Origin of the sequence: Variovorax sp. V213, assembly GCF_041154455.1 — a bacterium.
Classification (GTDB): domain Bacteria; phylum Pseudomonadota; class Gammaproteobacteria; order Burkholderiales; family Burkholderiaceae_C; genus Variovorax.
Map to the genome: position 1 here is coordinate 539,386 of NZ_AP028664.1, position 19,171 is coordinate 558,556.

The 19,171-nt window shown below is 68.8% G+C and carries 21 protein-coding genes and 1 tRNA gene; 8 read left to right on the forward strand and 14 right to left on the reverse strand.

Annotation, left to right across the window (positions count from 1 at the left end):
* Positions 1-603: a CDP-alcohol phosphatidyltransferase family protein gene (locus tag ACAM55_RS02680; RefSeq protein ID WP_369654553.1), complete on the reverse strand. Its 603-nt coding sequence runs from the start codon at positions 601-603 to the stop codon at positions 1-3.
* A 168-nt stretch (positions 604-771) separates the two neighbouring features.
* Between ACAM55_RS02680 and ruvB the strand changes: the two genes are divergently transcribed.
* The 3 genes from ruvB to ACAM55_RS02695 all read left to right on the forward strand — a co-directional run bounded on the left by ruvB (position 772) and on the right by ACAM55_RS02695 (position 3,763).
* Positions 772-1,836, forward strand: coding sequence for a Holliday junction branch migration DNA helicase RuvB (ruvB, locus tag ACAM55_RS02685; protein WP_055808316.1), 1,065 nt, complete (start codon positions 772-774; stop codon positions 1,834-1,836).
* A 3-nt stretch (positions 1,837-1,839) separates the two neighbouring features.
* A complete protein-coding gene (dmeF, locus tag ACAM55_RS02690; RefSeq protein ID WP_369654554.1) occupies positions 1,840-2,799 on the forward strand; it encodes a CDF family Co(II)/Ni(II) efflux transporter DmeF in 960 nt (319 codons plus the stop codon).
* Positions 2,800-2,893: 94 nt separating this feature from the next.
* Entirely contained in the window at positions 2,894-3,763 is an 870-nt protein-coding gene (locus ACAM55_RS02695) for a UDP-2,3-diacylglucosamine diphosphatase (protein WP_369654555.1), read from the forward strand.
* 28 nt (positions 3,764-3,791) lie between these two features.
* Here the strand turns inward: ACAM55_RS02695 and ACAM55_RS02700 are convergent, their stop codons facing one another.
* The 4 genes from ACAM55_RS02700 to ACAM55_RS02715 all read right to left on the reverse strand — a co-directional run bounded on the left by ACAM55_RS02700 (position 3,792) and on the right by ACAM55_RS02715 (position 6,527).
* Positions 3,792-4,145, reverse strand: coding sequence for a hypothetical protein (locus ACAM55_RS02700; protein ID WP_369654556.1), 354 nt, complete (start codon positions 4,143-4,145; stop codon positions 3,792-3,794).
* A 186-nt stretch (positions 4,146-4,331) separates the two neighbouring features.
* Complete coding sequence (locus ACAM55_RS02705) at positions 4,332-5,609, reverse strand: c-type cytochrome (RefSeq protein WP_369656321.1); 1,278 nt, start codon at positions 5,607-5,609, stop codon at positions 4,332-4,334.
* 16 nt (positions 5,610-5,625) lie between these two features.
* Entirely contained in the window at positions 5,626-6,342 is a 717-nt protein-coding gene (locus ACAM55_RS02710) for a cytochrome c (protein ID WP_369654557.1), read from the reverse strand.
* Positions 6,339-6,527, reverse strand: coding sequence for a DUF2970 domain-containing protein (locus tag ACAM55_RS02715; RefSeq protein WP_093016889.1), 189 nt, complete (start codon positions 6,525-6,527; stop codon positions 6,339-6,341). Before ACAM55_RS02715 ends, ACAM55_RS02710 begins: the two co-directional genes overlap by 4 nt.
* Before the next feature lie 98 nt (positions 6,528-6,625).
* Between ACAM55_RS02715 and ACAM55_RS02720 the strand changes: the two genes are divergently transcribed.
* Positions 6,626-8,077 (forward strand): PLP-dependent aminotransferase family protein, encoded by a 1,452-nt coding sequence (locus tag ACAM55_RS02720; protein WP_369654558.1) that lies wholly within the window; start codon positions 6,626-6,628, stop codon positions 8,075-8,077.
* Positions 8,074-8,724 (forward strand): DNA oxidative demethylase AlkB, encoded by a 651-nt coding sequence (gene alkB, locus ACAM55_RS02725; RefSeq protein ID WP_369654559.1) that lies wholly within the window; start codon positions 8,074-8,076, stop codon positions 8,722-8,724. Before ACAM55_RS02720 ends, alkB begins: the two co-directional genes overlap by 4 nt.
* Positions 8,725-8,843: 119 nt before the next feature.
* Here alkB and ACAM55_RS02730 read toward each other — a convergent pair whose 3' ends face one another.
* The gene (locus ACAM55_RS02730; RefSeq protein WP_369654560.1) at positions 8,844-8,987 is read right to left on the reverse strand and encodes a hypothetical protein; all 144 of its coding nucleotides are present in this window, start codon (positions 8,985-8,987) and stop codon (positions 8,844-8,846) included.
* Positions 8,974-9,050 (reverse strand) — tRNA-Met (locus ACAM55_RS02735). Before ACAM55_RS02735 ends, ACAM55_RS02730 begins: the two co-directional genes overlap by 14 nt.
* Positions 9,051-9,196: 146 nt before the next feature.
* Here ACAM55_RS02735 and ACAM55_RS02740 point away from each other — a divergent pair.
* Together ACAM55_RS02740 and ACAM55_RS02745 are read left to right on the forward strand one after the other, a co-directional pair.
* A complete protein-coding gene (locus tag ACAM55_RS02740) occupies positions 9,197-9,865 on the forward strand; it encodes a sigma-70 family RNA polymerase sigma factor (protein ID WP_369654561.1) in 669 nt (222 codons plus the stop codon).
* Positions 9,862-11,079, forward strand: a complete 1,218-nt coding sequence (locus tag ACAM55_RS02745) for a hypothetical protein (protein ID WP_369654562.1) — start codon at positions 9,862-9,864, stop codon at positions 11,077-11,079. The genes ACAM55_RS02740 and ACAM55_RS02745 overlap by 4 nt, the downstream gene beginning before the upstream one ends.
* A gap of 45 nt (positions 11,080-11,124) precedes the next feature.
* Here the strand turns inward: ACAM55_RS02745 and ACAM55_RS02750 are convergent, their stop codons facing one another.
* The 4 genes from ACAM55_RS02750 to ACAM55_RS02765 form a co-directional block, all read right to left on the reverse strand.
* Positions 11,125-11,904, reverse strand: a complete 780-nt coding sequence (locus ACAM55_RS02750; RefSeq protein ID WP_369654563.1) for an enoyl-CoA hydratase — start codon at positions 11,902-11,904, stop codon at positions 11,125-11,127.
* A 74-nt stretch (positions 11,905-11,978) separates the two neighbouring features.
* Positions 11,979-13,829, reverse strand: coding sequence for a M61 family metallopeptidase (locus tag ACAM55_RS02755; protein WP_369654564.1), 1,851 nt, complete (start codon positions 13,827-13,829; stop codon positions 11,979-11,981).
* Positions 13,829-14,551: a DsbC family protein gene (locus tag ACAM55_RS02760; protein ID WP_369654565.1), complete on the reverse strand. Its 723-nt coding sequence runs from the start codon at positions 14,549-14,551 to the stop codon at positions 13,829-13,831. The genes ACAM55_RS02755 and ACAM55_RS02760 overlap by 1 nt, the downstream gene beginning before the upstream one ends.
* A 20-nt stretch (positions 14,552-14,571) precedes the next feature.
* The gene (locus ACAM55_RS02765) at positions 14,572-15,717 is read right to left on the reverse strand and encodes an FAD-dependent monooxygenase (protein WP_369654566.1); all 1,146 of its coding nucleotides are present in this window, start codon (positions 15,715-15,717) and stop codon (positions 14,572-14,574) included.
* A gap of 75 nt (positions 15,718-15,792) precedes the next feature.
* Between ACAM55_RS02765 and ACAM55_RS02770 the strand changes: the two genes are divergently transcribed.
* Positions 15,793-16,674, forward strand: a complete 882-nt coding sequence (locus ACAM55_RS02770) for an MOSC domain-containing protein (RefSeq protein ID WP_369654567.1) — start codon at positions 15,793-15,795, stop codon at positions 16,672-16,674.
* 18 nt (positions 16,675-16,692) lie between these two features.
* On the opposite strand, the gene rbsD is transcribed toward ACAM55_RS02770, so the two are convergent.
* The 3 genes from rbsD to ACAM55_RS02785 all read right to left on the reverse strand — a co-directional run bounded on the left by rbsD (position 16,693) and on the right by ACAM55_RS02785 (position 19,147).
* The gene (rbsD, locus tag ACAM55_RS02775; RefSeq protein ID WP_369654568.1) at positions 16,693-17,088 is read right to left on the reverse strand and encodes a D-ribose pyranase; all 396 of its coding nucleotides are present in this window, start codon (positions 17,086-17,088) and stop codon (positions 16,693-16,695) included.
* Positions 17,085-17,981, reverse strand: a complete 897-nt coding sequence (rbsK, locus tag ACAM55_RS02780) for a ribokinase (protein ID WP_369656322.1) — start codon at positions 17,979-17,981, stop codon at positions 17,085-17,087. The genes rbsD and rbsK overlap by 4 nt, the downstream gene beginning before the upstream one ends.
* A 68-nt stretch (positions 17,982-18,049) precedes the next feature.
* Positions 18,050-19,147: a LacI family DNA-binding transcriptional regulator gene (locus ACAM55_RS02785; protein WP_369654569.1), complete on the reverse strand. Its 1,098-nt coding sequence runs from the start codon at positions 19,145-19,147 to the stop codon at positions 18,050-18,052.
* Positions 19,148-19,171 lie beyond the last annotated feature (24 nt).

The window sequence follows — 19,171 nt, forward strand, 5'->3', positions numbered from 1 at the left end:
TCAGGCGGCTTCGGCCAGCGCGCGCCGGATGCGGTTGACCACCGTCCAGCCGACGAGCACGGCAAGAAGGGGCATCAGCCACGCCGTCCAGCCCGGCAGCGGCCAACCCAGCGCCACATAGAGGCCGAGCGCGCCGAAAACGAAGGCGCGGTCGCTCTTGCCGAGCGGCCCGTCGTAGCGGCGCGAGGCCCCCACCGTGGGGCCCAGCGCCCCCGCGAATTCGCTCAGGCCCGCGAGCACGATCACCGTGCCGACCCAGAACGGGCTGAACGGCTGCACCAGCGCAAACGGCAGGTACAGCGCGGCGTCGGAGACCACGTCGGTCAGTTCGTTGAGGAAGGCGCCGAGCTTGCTTTGCTGCCCGTGCTCGCGTGCCAGCATGCCGTCGATGGCGTTGAAGGCCATGCGCACGAACATCCAGGCCGGGATGAGCCCGAAGGCGGCCAACGAGGGGGCGGCGAAGAAAAGCCAGAGCCCGAGTGCGACCGACACCGCGCACGCGGCCAGGGTGACCTGGTTGGCGGTGATGCCCATGGCATGCAGGCGGCCGACGAGCGGCCGCAGCAGCGCCTGGAACCGAGGCTTCAGTTCGTAGATCGACACCCTTGGCTTCCCCTCGTTTGTTATATGGCCGAAGCATTCTGCCAGCGTGGCGCTTGGCCGCCACGCTCGGCGCTTCGTGTCCTTGCAGCCCCCTGAGGAGGCTGCTCGCCGGCTTGGGGCGGCCCGGCGCTCGCTCGGACTAAACTTGCCAACGCTGCCCCTCATCCAATGACCATCCAGACCGACGATTTCGCCCCCGCACCGCCCCGCGTGGTGTCCGCCGCCCCCGCTTCGCCCCAGGAAGAGGCCATCGAGCGGGCGTTGCGCCCCAAGCTGCTCGACGAATATGTCGGCCAGGCCAAGGTGCGCGAGCAGCTCGAAATCTTCATCGGGGCCGCGCGCAAGCGCAAGGAAGCGCTCGACCACGTGCTGCTCTTCGGCCCGCCCGGCCTCGGCAAGACCACGCTGTCGCACATCATCGCCGCCGAACTGGGCGTGAACCTGCGCCAGACCTCCGGGCCGGTGCTCGAAAAGCCCAAGGACCTGGCGGCGCTTTTGACCAACCTCGAGCCGAACGACGTGCTCTTCATCGACGAGATCCACCGCCTGAGCCCGGTGGTCGAGGAAATTCTCTACCCCGCGCTGGAGGACTACCAGATCGACATCATGATCGGCGAAGGCCCGGCGGCGCGCAGCATCAAGCTCGACCTGCAGCCCTTCACGCTGGTGGGCGCCACCACCCGTGCCGGCATGCTCACCAACCCGCTGCGCGACCGCTTCGGTATCGTGGCGCGGCTGGAGTTCTACACACCGGAAGAACTGGCGCTCATCGTGCGGCGCAGCGCCGGCCTGCTCAAGGTGGAAACCGACACGGCCGGCGGCTTCGAGATTGCGCGCCGCTCGCGCGGCACGCCCCGCATCGCCAACCGCCTGCTGCGCCGCGTGCGCGACTACGCCGAGGTGAAGGGCAATGGCCGCATCACCGAAGAGATCGCGCACAAGGCGCTCGCCATGCTCGACGTCGACCCGCAGGGCTTCGACCTGATGGACCGCAAGCTGCTCGAGGCCGTGATCCACCGCTTCGACGGCGGCCCCGTGGGGCTGGACAACGTGGCAGCCAGCATCGGCGAGGAGCCGGGCACCATCGAAGACGTGATCGAGCCCTACCTGATCCAGCAGGGCTACCTGCAGCGCACCCCGCGCGGGCGCATCGCCACCCTGGCGGCCTACCGCCACCTCGGCGTGACGCCGCCTTCGAGCCGCTCGGACGGGCAAGACCTTTTTGGAGCCTGACGCATGCACACCCGTGACCTGAGTGCCTGGCAGCACGACCACCACTTCGGCGCGGGCAACGAATCGGCCGAGCGCAGCACCCGCCTCGTGATGTGGATCACCATCGCTGCGATGATGGTCGAGATCGGCGCCGGCTGGTGGTTCAACTCGATGGCCCTGCTGGCCGACGGCTGGCACATGAGTTCGCACGCGTTGGCCATCGGCCTGAGCGCCTTCGCCTATGCGGCCGCGAGGCGCTATGCACGCGATCCGCGCTTTGCCTTCGGCACCTGGAAGATCGAGGTGCTGGGCGGCTTCGCGAGCGCGCTGATGCTGCTCGGCGTCGCGGCGCTGATGGTGGTGGGCTCCATCGAGCGGCTTCTTTCGCCCTCGGCCATCCACTACCGCGAAGCCGTGGCGGTGGCCGTGCTCGGGCTGGTGGTCAACCTGGTCTGCGCGCGGCTGCTGGGGTCGGCGCACCATCACGGGCATGGGCACGACCATGGCCACGGACATGCGCACCACGATCACGGTCACGACCATGGCCACGACCTGAACCTGCGCTCCGCCTACCTGCACGTGGTGGCCGATGCCGCCACCTCGGTGCTCGCCATCGCGGCGCTTCTCGGCGGCTGGTTCGTCGGCTGGGCCTGGCTCGATCCGGCCATGGGCATCGTCGGTGCGGTGCTGGTGGCCGTGTGGGCCAAGGGCCTGCTCAAGGAAACCGGCCGCGTGCTGCTCGACCGCGAGATGGACCACCCCGTCACGGCCGAGATCCGCGAAGGCGTGGAGACCATGCTGGCCGATTCGGAAACCCGTGTGGCAGACCTGCACGTGTGGCGCGTGGGCCGCGAGGCCTATGCCTGCGCGCTCACGGTGGTGACGCATTCACCCACGCTGTCGGCCGACGAGGTGCGCGCCTGTTTCTCCATGCACGAGGAAATTCGCCACTCGACCGTGGAAATCCAGCGCTGCGCCCCTTGAGTTAGTTGCAGCGCGTTGCCTCCGGGCCACGCGTCACCGGAATGTCACTGGCGCGCCATCGCACCGTCATGCATTGGTGGGAGCCTACCCGTCCATGCAACGCGACGATGCTTTCCTCCGCGCATGGCGCGACACTGCGACCCGGGCTCCCGAGCCGGAGGACGACGATCTTGCGCGCCCGCCGCTGCGCTATCGCACCCTCTGGATCTCCGACCTGCACCTGGGCACGCCCGGCTGCCAGGCTCGCGCGCTACTCGATTTCCTGAAGCACACCGAGTGCGAAACCCTGTTCCTGGTCGGCGACATCATCGACGGCTGGCAGCTCAAGCGCCACTGGTACTGGCCGCAGGCGCACAACGACGTGATCCAGAAGTTGCTGCGCAAGGCGCGCAAGGGCACCCGCGTGATCTTCATCCCGGGCAACCACGACGAGTTCGCGCGCAAGTACCTGCACCACAACTTCGGCGGCATCGACGTTGCCGAAGAGTGGATCCACGAGACCGCCGACGGCCGCAAGCTCTGGATCATTCACGGCGATCTGTTCGACGGCGTGATCCAGTGCGCCAAGTGGCTCGCGCACGTGGGCGACTCGCTCTACGAATTCACGCTCAAGCTCAACCGCCATCTCAACTCGCTGCGCGCGCGCATGGGGCTGCCGTACTGGTCGCTCTCCAAGTACCTCAAGGGCAAGGTCAAGCGCGCCGTGAGCTACGTGGGCGACTTCGAGAATGCCGTGGCGCGCGAGGCCCGCAAGCGCGGCGTGCAGGGCGTGGTCTGCGGCCACATCCACCACGCCGAAATGCGCGACATCGACGGCATCCTCTACTGCAACGACGGCGATTGGGTCGAAAGCCTCACGGCGCTGGCCGAGCATGCCGACGGCACGCTGGAGATCATCGATTGGGCGCAGCACATGCCGGTGCCCGCGAAGGCCGGCGCGCAGCGCGAGCCCCTCGCGGCCTGAGCAGGCCGCCGGCGGGCCTTTCGCGCCGCTAGGAAAGGCGCCGGATTTCCGCCCGTGCAATCTCGCGGTGGTGGTACGTGGGCGAGATGCCGATGAAACGGGTGTACCGCTCCACGGCGGCGGCGGTATTGCCCACGTCTTCCAGTTCGATCGCTTCGTGCATGAATTGGGAGAAAAGCTGGTTGGCTTCGGCTTCGCGGGACGAAGCTGCGAGCGACCTCGGCTCGAGTTCGGGCTGCAGCGCGAAGATCTTGTGCTGCACCCGAATCACCTCGAACAGCGCGCGACCGATTCCCTCGATGTTCTCGGCGGCCGGATCCGGGCCGTTTTCGCGCACTTCGATCGCGGCCTGGTCCAGCAGGTGCGAGGCGACCCGCAGCAATTGATAAAGAGGCTTGAGAGAGGGCCTGGCGACAGGATCTATAGCGTCCGGACTGGCGGTACTTTTGGGCATTCTCGACGGGCGGGTTCGATCGGCATCGCTGCTGTGCGGCTTGCCGAAGGTGTCTGTTCGACTTGGATGCTAGGGTCTGCACGCGGACTGCGATATCACCGGAATCCGTAGTAGTCAGCGCCGCATCGTGTCGAGGAGCGTCACGGGCGGGCTGTCGTTGCCCCATGAGCCGCGAATGAAGGTGAGTACCGCGGCCACGTCGGCGGCGTCGAGCGCCTGCCCGAACGGCGGCATGCCATAGGGCCGCGGGTTGCCCGAGGTGGACGGCAGGTAGCCGCCGTGCGCAATCACCTGGGTCAGGTTCGCCGTCTGCGCCATGTTCACAGAGCGGTTGCCCGCCAGCGGCGGAAAGGCGCCCGGTACGCCCTGGCCCTGGTCGCCGTGGCAATAGGCGCAGCGCTGGTCGTAGATCTTCTGGCCGCGCGCCATGGTGCCGGCATCGCGGCGGTTGGGCGCGGCACCGGTGCGTGCCGCGGGTTGCGTCGGTGCGCCAGGCAGGTCTTTCAGGTAGCTGGCCATCGCGGCCAGGTCGGCGTCGTTCAAATACTGCGTGCTGCGAAACACGACCTCGGCCATCGGCCCCATGACCGAGCCGCGCGGCGCGATGCCCGTCTTGAGCAGTGCAACAACCTCCGCGGTGGGCCAGTCGGCCACGCCGGCCTCGTGCGGATCGGTGAGTGATGGCGCGTACCAGTTCTGCACCGCGATCAAGCCGCCGGAGAGGCCAAGGTTCGCCTGCGTCGCGCCCAGCGAATCGCGGCTGCCGTGGCAGGCGATGCAGTGGCCCAGCCCGCCGACCAGGTAGGCGCCGCGGTTCCACTCAGCCGGTTTGCCCGGTTTGGCCACGAAAGCCTCGGGTTTGAAAGAGAGGGCCCGCCACACCGCCAGCGCGGCCTGCGTGTCGTAGGGGAACCGCAGCCGGTGCGCCAGGTTGGGCGCCGGCGCGGGCGGCACGCTGCGCAGGTAGGCGTAGATGGCGTCCGAGTCTTCGCGTGTCACCTGCGTGAAGTTCGGATAGGGGAACGCGGGGTACAGCAGTCGGCCGTCCTTGCTGCGGCCGTTGTGCATCGCGCGCCAGAAATGCGCGCTGCTCCAGCTGCCGATACCGGCCTTGGCATCGGGCGTGAGGTTGCTCGAATAGACGGTGCCGAAGGGCGTTTCGATCGGCAGTCCGCCCGCATAGGGCTGGCCGCCGCGCGTGGTGTGGCAACCGGTGCAGTTGCCGGCCAGCGCGAGGTAGCGGCCGCGCTCGACCTGCTGGGGCGTGGCGTTGAAGGCTTCGGCCTGTTCCGGCAGGGGGTCTTCGCCGCGCAGATTGAGCGCGACGATGCCGGCCGCCGCCGTGCCCAGCAGAAGTACCAGCGCAAGCAGCGTCCAGCCGAGGTATCGCATCTTCCTCATGGGTGCCTCATTTCGGCATGCCGCCGCAGGCCATCGGCAGCGGGGTGGGCAGAGATGCGGCGGGCTTGGGATCGGCCGGCATGGGCTGCACCGCGAGCCAGCTGGCCACGGCGTTGATGTCGGCGGTGGTCATGCGGCGGCCGATGTCGGCCATGCAGTCGGGAGCGAGCGCATGCCGATCGTTGGTGAGCCAGGCGCCGAGCTGCGACGACACGTAGAGCCGGGGCAGGCCCAGCAGGCCCGGAATCGCCGGCTGCACGCCGGTGAGCGCGGCGCCGTGGCACTGCACGCAGGCCGGAATGCGTCGCGCGGCATCGCCTTCGAGCGCCAGCTGGCGGCCGCGCGCCAACTGCGCGGGTGGTGCGTCGCTCGCGAGCGAGACCGGCGGATACGGCAGGTCCAGGCCCGCGAAGTACTCGGCCATTTCCATCAGATAGGCGTCGGAGAGGTGCTGCACCATGTAGGTCATGTCGGCGTTGAAACGCCGGCCGTCGCGGAAGCTCCGCAACTGGTTGAACAGGTAGCCCGCGGGCTTGCCGGACAGGCGCGGAAAGTAGCCGGCGTTGGTGGTGGCGCCTTCGCGGCCGTGGCAGGCGATGCAGGCGGCCACGCGCCGCTCGATGTCGGTGCCGGAGGGCGTGGCGGCTGTCGCCGCCATGGCCGCGATGCCGTGGCCGAGCAACAGCAGCGCGAATCCGGCGAGCCGGTGGGCCGCCTTCCTCATGCGCCGGCCGCGAAATGCGCCAGTGCCAGCAGCCCCGCAATGAGCAGCAGCACCGTGGCCAGCGCGACGCCGATCAGCGGCAACAGGCCGACTTGTTCGGTGCGCCGGTCGGCGTCCGCGCGGCGGCCGCCAAGCCCGATGAAACTCCAGAGAACCGCGCGTACCGCGCGCATGAAATTGGACATGCACCGACTGTGCCGCAACCGGCCCCGAAAAAACAGATGCAGATCCGAACCAAATCACCGGAGCAGATAAAGTCTCCTCGAATGAAGGCCGTCCTGACATGAAGCGCTACGAAGCCCTTGCCGCCGACGTCGAGGCGTCCATCCGCCACGGCACGCTGAAGCCCGGTGACCGCCTGCCGTCGGTGCGGCATACCGGCGAGAGCCGCGGCGTGAGCGCGTCCACGGTGTTCCAGGCCTACTACCTGCTGGAAGCCCGCGGCCTGGTGCGCGCCCGGGACCGCTCGGGCTATTACGTCACCGGCGGTGCGCTGCGCGATGCGCCGCCCGAAGCCAACCACACGTCACGTCCGGCGGACGGCCCAAAGTCTCTCGACGTGAGCGACCACGTCTTCGACATCCTCGAGGCCAGCATGTCGCGCAAGGTGGTGCCCTTCGGCTCGGCGTTTCCGAGCCCGCTGCTGTTTCCGCTTGCGCGCCTGGGCCAGTTCATGGCCGCGAGCGCCAAGTCGCTCGACCCGTGGAGCACCGTGGACGACCTCACGCCCGGCAGCGCGGCGCTGCGCCGGCAGATCGCGCTGCGCTACCTGGGCGACGGCATGCAGGTTCCGGCCGATGAAATCGTCATCACCAATGGCGCGATGGAGGCGCTCAACCTGTGCCTCGCGGCAGTCACGCGCCCGGGCGATTCGGTGATCGTCGAATCGCCCACCTTCTATGCGGCCCTACAGGCGCTGGAGCGCATGGGCCTGCGCGCGATCGAGGTGCCCACGCATCCCCGCGAAGGCATCGACCTGGCTGCGCTGGAGCTCGCCATCGCGGCCCACCGGCCCAAGGCCTGCTGGCTGATGACCACCTTTCAGAACCCGCTCGGCAGCCTCATGCCCGACGCGAAGAAGAAGGCATTGGTGGAACTGCTCGCGCGGCATGCGCTGCCGCTGATCGAGGACGACGTGTACGCCGAGCTCTACTTCGGTGACAGGCGGCCGCCGCCGGCCAAGGCCTTCGACACGCAGGGCCTCGTGCTGCATTGCTCTTCGTTCTCGAAGTGCCTGGCACCGGGCTACCGCATCGGGTGGGCATCGCCTGGGCGTTTCACGCGTGCCGTGGCGCGGCTGAAGCTGACGACCACGCTCAGTACCTCGGTGCCTGCGCAACTCGCGCTGGCAGGTTACCTGGAGAAGGGCGGTCTCGACAAGCACCTGCGCAAGCTGCGCCAGCAGCTGGCGGTGCAGCAGGCGAGCTTCGCGCAGGCGGTGGGGCACTGCTTTCCGGCGGGCACGCGCGCCACGCGGCCGCTGGGCGGGTATTTCCTGTGGATCGAGTTGCCGGCGCATGTGAACGCGCTCGACATCCACGCCCAAGCACTGGGGCTCGGCATCAGCGTGGCGCCGGGGCCGATCTTTTCGGCCACGCGCGGCTTTGCGCATTGCCTGCGCCTGAACTATGGCCATGCCTGGGACGGGCAGGCCGAAAAGGCGATGCAGACCTTGGGGCGTTTGGTGGCCGCGGCGGCAGCCGACGGCCCGGCGCGCGAGAAAATCGTTGCGTGACGCTCGATCTTTTCTCCGATGCCGAACCGCCGCGCGGTAACGAGGCGATCGGCCCTGGTGCATTCGTGCTGCGTGGTTTCGCGCTGACCTTCGTGGATGATCTTCTGCCCGCGTTGCATGAGGTCGAACAGCACGCCGCCTTCCGGCACCTCGTGACCCCGGGCGGCCTCACCATGTCGGTGGCGATGACCAACTGCGGCCGCCTGGGCTGGATCTCGGACCGGCGCGGCTATCGCTACGCCGAACTCGATCCCGAAACCGGCCGGCCATGGCCCCCGATGCCCGCGGTGTTCGAGCGCCTGGCGCAAGCATCTGCCGCCGAAGCGGGGTTCGAAGGCTTCGAGCCCGACGCCTGCCTGGTCAACCGCTACGAGCCCGGCACGCGGCTGTCGCTGCACCAGGACAAGGACGAGCGCGACTACCACGCCCCCATCGTCTCGGTTTCGCTCGGCATGCCGGCCACTTTTCTGTTCGGCGGTCTGGCGCGCAGCGACAAGGCCATTCGCATTCCGCTGGTGCACGGCGATGTCGTGGTGTGGGGCGGTCCGGACAGGCTGCGCTACCACGGCGTGCTGCCGCTCGAGGACAGGCCGCATGCGCTGCTGGGCAGGCGGCGCATCAACCTGACTTTTCGCAAGGCGGGTTGAGTCGAGGGGCCTACATTTCGCCCAAGTCAAGCGGATGACTTGTCCTGCTTTTCTGTGCACAACTCTGTGGGTTGTCTGAGGACCCGGGTCGCCAAAGCCAGCAACGGCGCGGGTTCGCGTCACATTGCCTGCTGAACGGGCACCGGGTCCGGCGGCAGGAAAAACCGGATGGAAGAGGTGCGAAAACGGCGCACCGGAAAAACAAAAAAGCCTTGCAAGTCGTTGACTCGCAAGGCTTTTTGATGATGTTGGTGGCTCTTCACGGACTCGAACCGCGGACCTGTGGATTATGATTCCATCGCTCTAACCGACTGAGCTAAAGAGCCGTTCGGGCAGTTTTGCACCGAGCCCAAGATTATAGCGCAGGCCGCGGGACCTGGATCAAGCCGACGCGCCGGATGCGGTGTCTTTTTTGCGACGCTCAACCCCGAAGCGGTCCGCCGACCGTACAAGCCCGGGTGAAAATCCGCCGATGTCTGCGCTGCCCCGCGCCCCTTCCTCCAAAGCCGCCACCGAGCGCGACGCCATGCCCGACGACCAGCTGATGCTGGCGTACGCGCAGGGCGACGGCGCGGCGTTCGACGTGCTTTACGCGCGCCACGAGGGCGGGCTGTTCCGCTTCGTCAAGCGGCTGTTGGGCGCCCGGCTGGCCGCGCAGGCCGACGAGGTGTTCCAGGACACCTGGGTGCGCATCATTTCCGCGCGCGACAGCTTCTCGCCCCAGGGCGCCGCGTGGCGCACCTGGGCCTTCACCATCGCGCACAACGTGGCCATGGACCGCCTGCGCGTGAGCGGGCGCGAAGTGGCGCTCGATGCCCACCCCGACGATGGCGACGACGCAGTACCCACGCTCGACCGCGGCGTGCGCGGCGCGGCCCTCGATGCCGCGGCGCATCCGTCGGCCGAAGAGCTCGCGTTCTGGCGCGCCGCCGGCCGGCGCCTGCTGGCCTGCCTCGACGAACTGCCGGCCGAGCAGCGTGCCGCCTTCCTGCTGCACCATGAAGACGGCCTGACCGTCGAAGCGCTCGCGGCCAGCCTGGGGCTCGGCTTCGAGACCGTGCGCAGCCGCCTGCGCTACGGCCTGCAGAAATTGCGTGGCTGCATGGAACGCTACCTGTCGGTTCTGGAGCAGCGCGCATGAGCAACGGCGGCGGCGAGAACAACACCCCGGAATTCGACGGCGACGACGGCGCGCTGCGCGACCCCGTGTTGCGCCGCGCGCTGGACCATGCGCCGGACCGCGACGCGCTGCCCGCCCCGCATACCCGTGACGCGATCCGGAAGATGGCGCACAACCTTGCGACCGTGCCCGCGACGGCGCCTGTGGTGGCCGCGCCGTGGTGGCGCCGGCTGTTCGGTGGTGGCGAAACGCATGCCCGCATGCCGTGGAATGCCGCCTTTGCCACCATGCTCGTGGCGGCTTTCGTCACCGTGCTCTGGCACCGCGAGCCCGTGCCCGATGCGCGGCTCGACGGAGAAGCCGGGGTTGCCTCCGCGCCTCCTGCCGCGTCCGCTCCGGCGCCGGCCCCTGTTCCTCCCGCGCCAGCGCCAGCGCCAGCGCCGGCTCCGGCGCAGCCTGCGGCCGAAGCGGTGCGAGGCGCGGCGAGCGGAGAGCCGGTCCAACGAAGAGAGGAGGCGGTGCGCCGAACGGCACCGGCACCAGTGCCCTCCGACAAGCCGGCCGCGCCTGCGCCGGTCATTGCGGCTGCGCCTGCGCCGCCAGCACCGATGGCCGAGCAATCCGCACCTGCGCCACGGGCGTTCCCACGCACCGAGGAGCGACGCGAAGAAAACGAACCGGAAAGCCGGCAGCGAAGCCGCGATGCCTCAGGCGCGCCCGAGGCCGCCGCCGTGGCACCAGCCGCTCCGCCCCCGACGCGCGAGTCGGCCGACAGCAGCGCTTCTGCGGGCCTGTCAGCCGCTCAGCGCAGTGCCAGTGCCAATACCGAGGCTTCCGGCACCTTGCGCCAGGCTCCCGCTGCCCGCGCGCCCGCGCCCGCCGCGGCCAAGGCCGGCCCGGAAGACACATCGGCGTTTTCTGCGCTGGACCGGTGGACCTCCCTGAACCTGATGCGCGCCGGGCAGGGCGTGCGCCAGGCGCGAGGCGATACGGAGGGGCTGGCCGCGCTGGTGAATGCGGTCGCGCGTTCGGCCACGGCGCCGGGGGCCGAACTGGCCGCGCCGGTCGATGCGCGGCTGGAGTTGTACCGCGGCGCCACGCTGCTCGCAGTGCTCGAGTTCGCGGGCGACCAGGTGCGCTGGACACCACAAGCGGGGCAGGGTGGCGGCGCAACGGTCGGCACGCCACCGGCATCGACCCTCGCAGCGTTGCGGGCGCTTCTCGCGCGCCAGTAGCGCCCTGGCAGGCGCGCTGCGCCCGCTCTCCTCAGAGGATGAGGTTCAGGCGTTCTTGAAATCGGGTTGGCGCTTGCCCAGGAAGGCGTCCATGCCTTCCTTCTGGTCGGCCGTGGCGAACAGCGCATGGAACAGCCGGCGCTCGAACATCACGCCGTCGGAGAGGCCGCTCTCGAAGGCCCGGTTGACCGACTCCTTGGCCGCCATCACCGCGATCTGCGAGTAGCCCGCAATGACCAGCGCCGCGCCGAGCGCTTCGTCGGCGAGTTTTTCATAAGGCACCACGCGGCTCACGAGCCCCGCGCGCTCGGCCTCGGCCGCATCCATCATGCGGGCGGTGAGCGCCATGTCCATCGCCTTGCTCTTGCCCACCGCGCGCGGCAGGCGCTGCGTGCCGCCGGCGCCTGGGATCACGCCGATCTTGATCTCGGACTGGCCGAACTTGGCGTTGTCGGCCGCGATGATGAAGTCGCACATCATCGCGAGCTCGCAGCCGCCGCCCAGCGCGAAGCCGCTCACGGCCGCGATCACCGGCTTGCGGATCGAGCGGATGGTTTCCCAGTTGCGCGTGATGTAGTCGCCCTTGTAGGTGTCGATGAAGCTGTACTTGGCCATCGCGGCAATGTCGGCGCCGGCCGCAAAGGCGCGCTCGCTGCCCGTGAGGATGATGCAGCCGATGGCTTCGTCGGCGTCGAAGGCCTTGAGCGCGGTGCCCAGCTCGGTCATCAGCGCATCGTTCAGCGCATTCAGGGCCTTGGGCCGGTTGAGGGTGATGATGCCGACCTTGCCTGCTTCGGTCCGCACTTCGATGTTTTCGTAGCTCATGGGTGTCTCCGGGGGAAGGAAAAAACGCGGTTCACTATACCCAGCCCCGGCACGCCGTGCTGCCGGAAGCGCGATCAGCGCCGCGCGCCGGGCATGAGCCAGGAGGCGACTTTCGTGGCGTCGTGCAGGAACAGCCGCCACGTGGTGGCGCCCTCCGGCCGCACCAGCGGCAGCCGGAGCAGCTTGCGGTCGCGTGCCACCAGCGCGGTGCAGCGCGCGGCATCGCCCAGATACAGCGCCAGGTCGTCGAGCTTGGCGATGCGCCAGGCCTGCGCGGGCCGTTGCTGGCCCTTCTTGCCGACCGCCGGCAGCTCGACGCCGATCCATTCGTCATGCGCCGAGAAGCCCGCCTTTTCGGCCGCGCCGCCGCGCAGCACCACCTTGATCTGAACGCTGCCGTTGGCTTCGGCCACGCGCAGGCCGAGGGCCTGCGCCGGCTGCGAAGGGTCTTCGAGCGCTGCAACGCCGTGCGCGCGCAGCAGCTCCGCGAGCGGCAGCTCGTCGGTCGCATGCACCCACTGCGCCAGTTCCTCCGCATACGAGCGGCCGCCCACGGCTTCGAGCGCGGCCGCCACGTCGGCTTCGCTGATCGGGCCGCCGTCGCCTTGGGTCCACAGGAGACGCATCACGTCGTCTAGCGTGCCCTTGCCTTCGCGGCGCAGGGTGAGGTCGAAGCACAGCGCCACCAGTGCGCCCTTGGTGTAGTAGCTGACGGTGCTGTTGGGCGTCTGCTCGTCCTGCCGGTAGTACTTGACCCAGGCGTCGAAGCTCGCGTCGGCCACCGACTGGACCAGCCGGCCCGGCGTCTGCAGCACCTGGTTGATGGTCTTGTTGAGCAGGCGCAGGTACCCCGCGTCGTCGATGCGCCCGGCGCGGCGCAGCAGCAGGTCGTCGTAGTAGCTGGTGAAGCCTTCGAAGAACCACAGCATGTGCGTGTAGTTCTCGCGGCTGTAGTCGTAGTGCGCAAACTCCGCGGGCCGCATGCGCTTGACGTTCCAGGTGTGGAAGTACTCGTGGCTGATGAGGCCCATCAGCGTGGTGTAGCCCTCGGGCTGCTTCTTCGTGCCGCGCTGCGGCAGGTCGCGCCGGTTGCAGATCAGCGCGGTGGAGTGCCGGTGCTCGAGCCCGCCGTAGCCGTCGTCGACTGCGTTGAGCATGAAAACGTAGCGGTCGATCGGCGGCTTGGGCCCGCCGCGCTTGCCGGCCTTGTCGCCGTGCCAGAAGCGGATCTCGGCTTCGCAGATGGCCTGCGTGTCGGCGATCAGGCGTTCACCGTCGAAGGAGGCCGCGGCCCCCGCGATGACGAAGCGGTGCGGCACGCCACAGGCTTCGAATTCGGCGCTCCAGAAGGCGCCCATCTCGACCGGGCTGTCGGCCAGTTCGTCATAGCCGGCGGCCAGGTAGCGGCCGAAGCCGTGCTTGTCGATCTTCGAGGGCACGAGGGCGGTGGCGCACGACCAGCGCGCGCCGTCGGCCGAAGGCGCAGGCGCGACGATCTCGAGCGCATGCGGCGCTTCCGTCTGGCCTTCGACCCGCAGGCAGAGGCTCGTGCCGTTGAAGAAGCCGCGCTCGGCGTCGAGCCAGGCGGTGCGCACCGAGTTGTCGTAGGCGCAGACCTGGTAGTGCAGCACCAATGGCTGGCCCGGCACGCAATCGATCTGCCAGCTGCATTTGTCGAGTTGCGTCAGCACGGGCTTGCGGCGCCCCTGCGTGGCGCGCAGGCCCTGCAGGTTCTTGGCGAACTCGCGCACCAGGTAGCTGCCCGGAATCCACACCGGCAGTGCCACGCGCTGTTGCGCCGAAGGTGCCTCGATGGTCAGGGTGACGGCGAAGAGGTGCGCGTGCAGGTCCGCGCATTCGACGCGGTAGCGCACTGCGGCGGCCGGCGCAGCCACTGCGCGCCGCGAGACGGCTGGCGCGGCCATCAGTTCTTGGAAGCGGTGAGTTGCTTCTCGACCTGCTCCGCGGGAATGGCGCCCGGGGCGCGGGTGCCGTCGCTGAAGATCAGCGTGGGCGTGCCGGTGATGTTGTACTTGCGCCCGAACTCCACGTTGCGCTGGAGCGCGGCCACGTCGCAGCTGCTCGCCGCGGTGGCGGGCTTGGCGCTGGTTTCCATCCAGTCGCCCCAGGCCTTGCCCTTGTCCTTACTGCACCAGATGTCGCGCGACTTCACGGCCGAATCGGGCCCGAGCACGGGGTACAGGAACAGGTAGACGGTGACGTTGTCGACGGCCTTCATGTCCTTTTCGAAGCGCTTGCAGTAGCCGCAGTTCGGGTCTTCGAACACCGCGAGCTTGCGCTTGCCGTTGCCACGCACGATCTTGATGGCGTCGTTCACGGGCAGCTTGTCGAAGGAGACTTCGCTGAGCTTCTCGACGCGTTCCTCGGTCAGGTTCTTGCGTGCCTTCACGTCGATCAGGTTGCCCTGCAGCAGGTAGTTGCCCTGCTCGTCGGTGTAGTAGATCTGGAAGCCGTTCACGCGCACTTCATAGAGGCCCGGCAGCGGCGACTTGGTGACCTCGTCGATGGCCGGAAACTGCGGAATGCGCGCCGGAAGGTTCTTGCGGATCTCGGCTTCGCCGGCAAGGGCCGCGACGGCCGCACCCAGCGTGCAGGCGGCGAGAAGAAGGTTGCGTACGAGTTTCATGGAAAGTCCGGTCGATGGATTCATGCCTTCAAGCCCATCGCCTGGTTGGCGATCCAATGCTTGAGGAGGCGCGTGCGGTCGAAGCCGCGCATGCCCCAGTTGCGCAGCACGGGCAGCGGACCCATGCTGTGCGAAAAAAGTTGCTGCAGGCCGTCGGTGGCGAGGCTCATCTGCAGCACGTCGGCGCGGCGGGCGCGCTCGTAGCGGCGCAGCAGGCGCGGGTCGCCCACACTGCGCCAGTAGTCGCGGTGCTTGATCACGTCGGCCAGCATGGCCGCATCGGCCAGGCCGAGATTGAGGCCCTGGCCCGCCAGCGGATGCACCGTGTGGGCGGCGTCGCCGGCCAGTGCCCAGGTTTGCGACGGCGCTTGCGACGCACCCTTAGCCTGGGGCATGGTGCCCGTCCATCGGTCGGCAATGGCGCGCGACAGCGGCCAGGCGGCGCGCTCGCTCGTGAGGTGAAGAGTGCCGAGCACGCCGTGGCTGGCCTCGCTCACGGCGGCGTTGAATTCATCGGCACTCTGCGCCAGCAGCGTGGGGGCGCGAAGCTGGTCGACCGACCACACCAGCGCAAGCGAGCGGCTGTGCACGCCGCCCATCGGCAGCAGGGCCAGCACCTCGCCGTGGTCGTTGAACCACTGATGCGCAACGCCGTCGTGCGACTGCGCCGCTTCGAGCCGCGCCGCAATCGCATGCTGCGGATAGCGGGTGACGGCGTAGCTCACGCCGAGTGCGTCGCGCGTGGCGCTGGCCTTGCCCTCGCACACCACCGTGAGCGGCGCGGCAACGGGCTCGGACACCACCTCGACCTGGGGCTGGAAGCGGACCGCATCGGCCAGCTGCTGCTCGAGCGCCGGCACGTCGACGATCCAGGCCAGTGCGTCGACCTTCTGGCGCACGGCGCTGAACTGCACGCGGCCGCCTTCGTCGCCGTTCACGAGCATTTCGCGCACCGGCGTTGCGTGGGCCGCATCGGGCCAGGCGCGCAGCGATTCCAACAAAGTGCGGGAGGCCGTGTTGAGCGCGTAGGCCCGGATGTCTTCCTTGCCCGCCGTGGCGGGCGGAACCACCAGCGCGACGCGCACGCGCTCGCGCGCCAGCAGCAGGGCCAGCGTGCGGCCCACGATGCCGGCGCCGCGTATGCAAACTTCAGGGGAAAGGGCCATCGGGCCATTGTAAGAACTATGCCCACCACAAGGACGATGCGGGACAATCGCTGCCGAATTCCAAGGAACCTCCACGTGCCACAGCCAGTTTTCGACCTCGAGGCAACCATTGCGCGCCTGTTCGTCTACCCCGTCAAATCGTGCGCGGGGGTGGAGCTCCCCGAGGCGCTGCTGACCGAAACCGGCCTCGAGTTCGACCGTGCCTGGATGGTGGTCGACGCCCAGGGCGAGTTCGTCACCCAGCGGCAGTTGCCGCGCATGGCGCTGATCCGGCCACAGATGAAGCACACGGAAGTGGTGCTCCGCGCGCCGGGCATGCTGGCCCTGCACCTGGCCTTCGACCGGGTCGAGAAGCCGGTGCGCGTGCGCGTCTGGAAAGACGACGTGGCCGCCTACGACATGGGCGACATCGCCGCCCAGTGGTTCAGCGATTTTCTCTCCGAACCGGGCCAGCTGCAGGCGCTGCGCCTGGTGCGCTTCGACCCCGAGCACAAGCGCCTGTCGAGCCTGCAATGGACCGGCGGCATCGAGGCGACGAACCAGTTCGCCGATGGCTATCCGCTGCTGGTGGCCAGCGAGGGCTCGCTGGCCGAACTCAACGAGCGGCTGGCTGCCGCGGGCCACGATGCGGTCGGCATCGAGCGCTTCCGGCCGAACATCGTGCTGGCCGGCATCGAGTCGCACGACGAAGACAGGGTCGATGCGCTGCACATCGCGACGAACGAAGGCGAGGCCGAGCTCAAGCCGGTCAAGCCCTGCACGCGCTGCCCGGTTCCCGACATCGACCCGGCCACCGCCGTGAGCAGCCCCGAGGTCGGCGACATGCTGCGCACCTACCGCGCCGATGCGCGCGTCGACGGGCGCATCACCTTCGGCATGAACTGCATCGTGCTGCAGGGCGTGGAGCACATGCTCAAGGTCGGGCAGGCCGTGGGCGCGAACTACCGCTTCGAATAAATAGTAGAGCCAGCCGGGTTAGCCAAATGCAACGCCGGCAATCAGCATGATGTTGGCGTAGGGCGTGCATTCGCCCGTGCGCACGATGGCGCGGGCCTTCGCGCTGCGGCGCTTGAACTCCTCATGCGACACGGTCTGCGGCGCAATGCCGAGCGACTGCGGATACCAGGCGGGCAGGGCTTTCGCGCCGTTCAGCGCCTCGTCCGCCACCACCACGCCTTCGACCTGCATCTCGGACAGCACGGCCTGCAACACGTCGGCAAGCAGCGGCACGCCGCGCGTCACGGCCAGGTCGATGCGCCGGGGGCCGTCGGGAATCGGCAGGCCGGCATCGCCGATCACCAGCATGTCGCCATGGCCCATCGAGGCGATCACCTGCGAGAGGTCGGAGTTGAGCAAGGCCGTACGTTTCACAGCGCGATCCAGTCGGGAGGCATGGGGCTCTGCAGCACGGCAGCGCGCTGCGGAATGGAGGGCTGGGCGCCGGGCCGCTGGATACACAGCGCAGCCGCGCGGATGCCCAGGCGCACCGCTTCGTCGAATGCCTGGCCATCGCCCAATGCAACAGCCAGCGCGCCGAGGAAGGTGTCGCCGGCGGCGGTGGTGTCGACCGCCCGCACCTGGGGCGCCGGATGGTGGCGAGCCCCGTCGGCATCGATGGCCACGGCGCCGCGTGCCCCCAGCGTGACGACCACGCGCGCAATACCCTTGGCACGCAGGGCCTGGCCGGCCAGCGCGGCTTCCTGGGGGCTGTCGGCCGCCTGGCCGCACAACGCCTGCGCCTCGATCTCGTTGACGACCAGCGTGTCGATGCGCGGCCACAGCGGCTCGGCGATGGGCTGCACCGGCGACGGGTTGAGCAGCACCTTGCAGCCTGCGCCGTGCGCCACCGAGATGGCGCGCGCCACCTGGTCCATCGGCGTCTCGAACTGCGCGACCAGGAAGGCCGCACCCTGCAGCTGATGCCGCAGCGCGGCCTCGTCGATTTCGACCTGCGCGTTGGCGCCGGGGACTATCACGATGCGGTTCTGGCCGCTGTCTTCCACCAGGATCAACGCCGTGCCCGTGGGCTCGGCGTCGTCGGTGCGCAGCGCGGCGGTGTCGATGCCGTCCTGCGTGAGCGCATCGCGCAGTGCCTGCCCATGCGCGTCGTTGCCGACGCAGCCGATCATGGCCACGCGGCCGCCTTCGCGCGCGCAGCTCACGGCCTGGTTGGCGCCCTTGCCGCCCGGAATGTGGTTGATCGAATGGCCCTGCAGGGTTTCGCCCGCGGCCGGCGCATGCGGCACGCGCAGCACGATGTCCATGTTCAGGCTGCCGAGCACCACGATGCGCGGCGGCTGGGCGGCGCTGGAAGAAGAAGGAGGCGTTGAGCTCACGGGGCGCGGGACTTTTGGTTGGCCGTTGATGGCGTCTCGGACGAAGGCGCGGACGAAGAAGAAGGGGAGGGGACTTCGCGGAAGCTCGCATGCCGTGCGGTCGAGGCGCGCACGCGCAGTTCGGGCTGCAGCACCACCTTGCGCGCATCGCGCCGCTTGCCGCCCACGCGCTCCAGCAGCATGTCGACCGCCAGTGCGCCGATGCGCTCCTTGGGCTGCGCCACGGTGGTGAGCGGCGGGCTGGTGTAGGCCGAAAGCTCGATGTCGTCGAAGCCGACGATCGAGAGGTCGTCCGGCACGTGCACGCCGCTTTCATGCGCGGCGCGCAGGGCGCCGATGGCCATCAGGTCGTTGCAGACGAACACGGCCGAGGGTGCGTGCTCGGTGCGCAGGATGGCGTGCATCGCCTCGTAGCCGCCCTGGCTCGTGAAGCCGCCGCGCCACAGCAGCGCGTCGGCGTTCGGTGTGGCGCCGGCTTCGGCCAGCGCCATGCGCCAGCCCTCGATGCGCTGCTCGCTCGGCATCACGCCCACCGGTCCGCCGATGCAGGCAATGCGCTTGTGGCCGAGCGACAGCAGGTGCCGCACAGCGAGCAGGCCGCCCTGCATGTGGGCCGTTTCCACCAGGTCGCAGGCCGGGTCTGCAATCTCGCGGTCGACCAGCACGGTCGGAATGCGCAGCCCGTGCAACTGCGTGACGAGCGAATCGTCGTCGCCGGCCCCGGTCGACACCACGATCAGGCCGTCGATGCGGCGCTCCGCCAGCACCTGAAGGTACACGCTCTGGCGGTGGGGCTCGTCGTCGGTGTTGCACAGCACCAGCGTGTAGCCGGCGCCGAAGCAGCGGTCTTCCACGATGCGCACGATCTCGGCGAAGTAGGGGTTCGAGCTGTTCGGAATCAGCATGCCGAGCGTCGACGTGGTGTTGCTCTTGAGGCTGCGCGCCATGGCGTTGGGCACGTAGCCCAGTTCGCGGATGGCCTCTTGCACGCGCTCGCGCCCCTTCGCGCTCACATGGCGCGTGTCGTTGACCACATGCGAGACGGTGGTAACCGAAACCCCCGCGCGCAGTGCGACGTCCTTGATGGTGGCCATGGCGTGTTCCCCTTCCTTGTTTGC